This window comes from Candidatus Neomarinimicrobiota bacterium (genome assembly GCA_041862535.1).
Lineage (GTDB): Bacteria > Fidelibacterota > Marinisomatia > SCGC-AAA003-L08 > TS1B11.
Window position 1 is genome coordinate 1 of the sequence record JBGVTM010000340.1, and the last position, 3,879, is coordinate 3,879.

The following is a 3,879-nucleotide window of genomic DNA, read 5'->3' on the forward strand; positions in this document are numbered from 1 at the left end:
AAAATCAAAACCCGGAATGCCGGTCTCCAGCTTCTCTACCGCTACAGATTGTTTGTCTCCAAATGTCATCGTGAATCTCCTTTGTGGTAGATTTAGGTTTTCGGCTGCAAATCCAGCCCCAGCAGAACCTTCTGGGTGGCCGACAGATCGCCGATAATACGCCGCAGCGGCGGCGGCAGGTGCTTGATGAGAGTAGGAGTGGCCAGTATTTTCTCATCTTCGGCCAGCTGGGGGTGCTCCAAAACGTCAATGACGTTGAGCTCGTACTCACCCTCAAACTCCTCATCACTGATACGGCGCAGGTTCGCAATCGCTTGTTCAGAAGCTCCGGTTACTCCCGTGATGTACAGTTTCAGCAAGACCTTACTCATGCTTGTCCCCCCTCTGAATTTTGTTTTCCGGTACCGGAATTCTCTTCCAGGTACCCGTAGAATAATTGCGATAGAATGAGACCAGGTAGCCCATAAGTCTAAGGACCATCAAGCGCCCCTCATCGGTATAGGCCTGTGCTTTCTGGGGGGTGGCTTCCAGGGTCTTACCTTTCAGGGCCGTACTATGAAGTTCTACCACATCTCGCGGCCCGGCCTTCAGGAATCCCAGCTGTTCGGCAATGGCGTTGAGACCTTCTGGGACATTATGCTCCACCTTATAAGCTTGCTGCTCCAGGGCCAGGTCCAGCAGTTCACTATAGCGTTGCCCCAGTTCGTTCACGGTCTCCGGTGAACTTGCGCGCAAGGGAGCCAGGTTGAACATTTGGGCCGTAATGGAGGTCTGGGGTGCAACGGAGAGCTGTTCCAGTGAACGGAGTTCCCGCTCACGGATCTCCCGCTGCCGGGCCTGCTCCAACTCCGTTATCAGCCGGCTGCGTTCGATGGCGTAGCGCAGGGATTTCGACAGCAGAAGACCCTCCACCTGGCCCTTTACCAGATAGTCCTGGGCCCCCCGCTTAACCGCTTCATCACCAACCACTTCGTCTGCCAGACCGGTCAACACTACTATAGGGACCTGAGGCGCCGAATTATGTACCTTGGCAAGCGTTTCCAGTCCTTCACTGCCCGGCAGGTTCAAGTCCAGGAGTATGACATCCAGTTCGCTATCACCAAGACGTTCCAATGCCTCCCCAAGGTCGCCGGCCGGCGTGACATTAAACTCGGTTGAGACAGCCTCCTTCAACAGCTCCCGAATCAACCGGACATCACCCGGATTGTCCTCTACCAATAGAACTTTGATCTGGCTATTTTCTGTTCGGTTCATTTCGGCGGCAGTTTTACAATCGTCATCCAGAAATCCTCGATAGTCTTCACTACCTTAGCGAACTTTTCCAGGTCGAGGGGCTTGGTGATGTAGCAGTTGGCATGCAGGTCGTAGGTCTTGAGGATATCCTCCTCAGCCTCGGAGATTGTCAGGACTACGACGGGAATACGCCTCAGGATATCATCGGACTTGATCTCCGCCAGCACCTCACGACCATCCTTCCTGGGCAGGTTCAGATCGAGGAGGATAAGATCAGGATATGCAGCATCAGCATATTGAACTTCCCGGTGCAGAAATGCCAGGGCCTCAACGCCGTCATGCACCACCTGAAGACTGTTAAGCACCTTGGTTTCTTTAAGGGCTTCCTGGGTCAGGCGCACATCCCCGGGATTGTCTTCCACCAGTAGAATATTGATGGGTGTGACAGTCGATTGACTAGTCATGGCTCGTATCTCCCTTTGACTCCGCGTATGATTCGATGGGTAGTGAGACAGTAACGCAGGTACCAGCTCCCGGCGCGGTTTTGACGCCTATATGACCGCCCAGGCTATTTACCAGACTCCGGGTTACCGATAGCCCCAGGCCCATCTTCACCCCCTTCCCAACCGCGGGAGACTTGGTGCTGAAAAAAGGCTCGAAGATGTGGGGTAGAACATCCGATGGAATCCCCGCGCCGGTGTCGGCAATTTCCACCAGGATCTGCTCTTTTTGCTTGCTGGTCTTGACGCGCAGATAGCCGCCGTCCGGCATTGCATCCAGGGCATTGTTAATAAGATTCGTGAAAATCTGCGCCAGTTGACCGGATGGGAGTGCAACCTCCAACTCACCCGCACAGCGCTCATCCTGGAGCTCGACGGCATAGGCGCTCATGGCGCCTTCCATCGCAGCCAGAACATCACCGAAGACCTCGTTAACCGAGATTGGGCCGACCGCCGCGTGCGGTGGCTGGTAGAGGTTATACATTTCTCGAACGATGGCGGAAATGCGTTCAATATCCGCATCAATGAACCTAATGAACTGTTCCATGCCCTGCCCCCGGGGCAGGGCTCCCTTTACGATATGGAAACAGTTTTTAATCGAAGCTAGCGGGTTGTTAATCTCGTGCGCCACGCCGGCGGCGACCTGCCCGAGGGCAATGATCTTCTCCGCCTCCAGTTGCCTGCGCTCCAGATCGCCGAGCTCCTTCTCCGCCTGTTTGCGATCGGCGATCTCTTGCTGAAACTTTTCATTGATCGTTTTTAATTCGCTCGTGCGCTCCTTGAGCAGTTCCTCCAGCTGGTCACAATATTTCTGTAATTGCTTTATGGTCTGCTTGTGCTGGGCGACTTCCTGCCGCATCCGTCTCTTCATGTCGCCGTGCATCCCCATCACAGTATGTCAGGTTTGTTCATAGCATGACGCATGGTGGCATATTGGCTTCAGTTGTTCCACTACAGGTGGTTTGTTTCTTCGTTGTGACATCTGCACTGTTGCGCTATTTCAGCTTCCTATCACACCTTTTTCGATCAGACAGGATTTGACACGTTCCTTGAGCCCATCGATGTCAAAGGGCTTCACGATGTAGTCCCATACTTTGAGCTGGATACTCCTGATCGCAGTGTCAATCGAGGGGTAGCCCGTGATCACAATGAGCGGAAGGTTAGGGTAATTCTCCCGTACCTGGCGGAAGAACTTCAATTCAGAGTTACCCGGCATCCTGATGTCCGCCAGTACGAGATCGAAGTCTTCGGCAGCAAGGGTGGCCAGCGCCTCGGCAGAGCTGGCTGCGCAGTGGCATTCGTAACCTTCCTCTTTCAGGATGTGAGATGTGGATGCCAAGAAACTCTCCTCGTCATCGGTAATGAGTATTTTTATTGCCATCTCTTGCTCCTTTCCTGCTCAAGTCGAAATAGAAGGCACTTCCTTTTCCCGGTTGCGACTCGACCCAGATGTTACCACCATGGTGTTCCACAATCTTCTTGCAGATTGCCAGACCGATGCCGGTACCTGGATACTCCTCCCTGCCATGCAGTCGCTGGAAGATACGGAAGATGCGGTCGGCGTACTGCGGGTCGATTCCAATACCGTTATCGCGCACTGAAAAGATCCACTTGGATTCGTTTTCCTTTGCCGAGACGTGAATGTTGGGAGGGTCCTTCCCGTGGAACTTGATGGCGTTACCGATCAGATTCTGAAAAAGCTGGACCAGGTGTGAGGTATCAGCCATCACCATTGGCAGGGGGTCGTGACTCACTTCGGCGCCCTGTTCCTCAATGGCGGCATGCAGATTAGCAAGGGCTTGATCCAGGGCAGCCTCAGAGTCGGTTGGCTCGAAATCCCTGCCCGCCCTCTGTACCCGTGAATAGGTCAGCAGGTCATTAATCAATCTCTTCATCCGATTGGCCCCATCTACGAGATAGGCAATGAACTCATCAGCATCGGCATCGAGTTTACCCTGGTAGCGGCGCGCCAGCAGCTGGGAGTAGCCCGACACCATGCGCAACGGCTCCTGCAAATCGTGCGAGGTGATATAGGCGAATTGCTCCAACTCCTGATTGCTCCGTTTCAGGGCCTCCGATTGTTCGATGAGCGCTTCCTCAGCTACCTTCCGCCGCGTGATGTCTTCCATCTGTGCAATGAGGTAAA

The 3,879-nt window shown here is 53.9% G+C and carries 6 protein-coding genes; all 6 read right to left on the bottom strand.

Annotated features, from left to right (window positions below; translation table 11 throughout):
- Positions 1–92: 92 nt before the first annotated feature.
- Positions 93–371, bottom strand: coding sequence for a circadian clock protein KaiB (gene kaiB / locus ACETWG_12250; protein ID MFB0517358.1), 279 nt, complete (start codon positions 369–371; stop codon positions 93–95).
- Entirely contained in the window at positions 364–1,254 is an 891-nt protein-coding gene (locus ACETWG_12255; GenBank protein ID MFB0517359.1) for a response regulator, read from the bottom strand. Before ACETWG_12255 ends, kaiB begins: the two co-directional genes overlap by 8 nt.
- Positions 1,251–1,697, bottom strand: coding sequence for a response regulator (locus ACETWG_12260; GenBank protein MFB0517360.1), 447 nt, complete (start codon positions 1,695–1,697; stop codon positions 1,251–1,253). Before ACETWG_12260 ends, ACETWG_12255 begins: the two co-directional genes overlap by 4 nt.
- Positions 1,690–2,604, bottom strand: a complete 915-nt coding sequence (locus ACETWG_12265) for an ATP-binding protein (protein ID MFB0517361.1) — start codon at positions 2,602–2,604, stop codon at positions 1,690–1,692. Before ACETWG_12265 ends, ACETWG_12260 begins: the two co-directional genes overlap by 8 nt.
- Before the next feature lie 129 nt (positions 2,605–2,733).
- Positions 2,734–3,114: a response regulator gene (locus ACETWG_12270; GenBank protein ID MFB0517362.1), complete on the bottom strand. Its 381-nt coding sequence runs from the start codon at positions 3,112–3,114 to the stop codon at positions 2,734–2,736.
- Positions 3,086–3,879: ATP-binding protein (locus tag ACETWG_12275; GenBank protein ID MFB0517363.1), on the bottom strand; the 794-nt coding region annotated here is incomplete at its 5' end. The genes ACETWG_12270 and ACETWG_12275, both read right to left, overlap by 29 nt.

Coding starts and splice junctions, on each gene's coding strand:
- ACETWG_12260 (MFB0517360.1), bottom strand. CDS start 1,697: ATGACTAGTCAATCGACTGTCACACCCATCAATATTCTACTGGTGGAA.
- kaiB (MFB0517358.1), bottom strand. CDS start 371: ATGAGTAAGGTCTTGCTGAAACTGTACATCACGGGAGTAACCGGAGCT.
- ACETWG_12270 (MFB0517362.1), bottom strand. CDS start 3,114: ATGGCAATAAAAATACTCATTACCGATGACGAGGAGAGTTTCTTGGCA.
- ACETWG_12255 (MFB0517359.1), bottom strand. CDS start 1,254: ATGAACCGAACAGAAAATAGCCAGATCAAAGTTCTATTGGTAGAGGAC.
- ACETWG_12265 (MFB0517361.1), bottom strand. CDS start 2,604: ATGAAGAGACGGATGCGGCAGGAAGTCGCCCAGCACAAGCAGACCATA.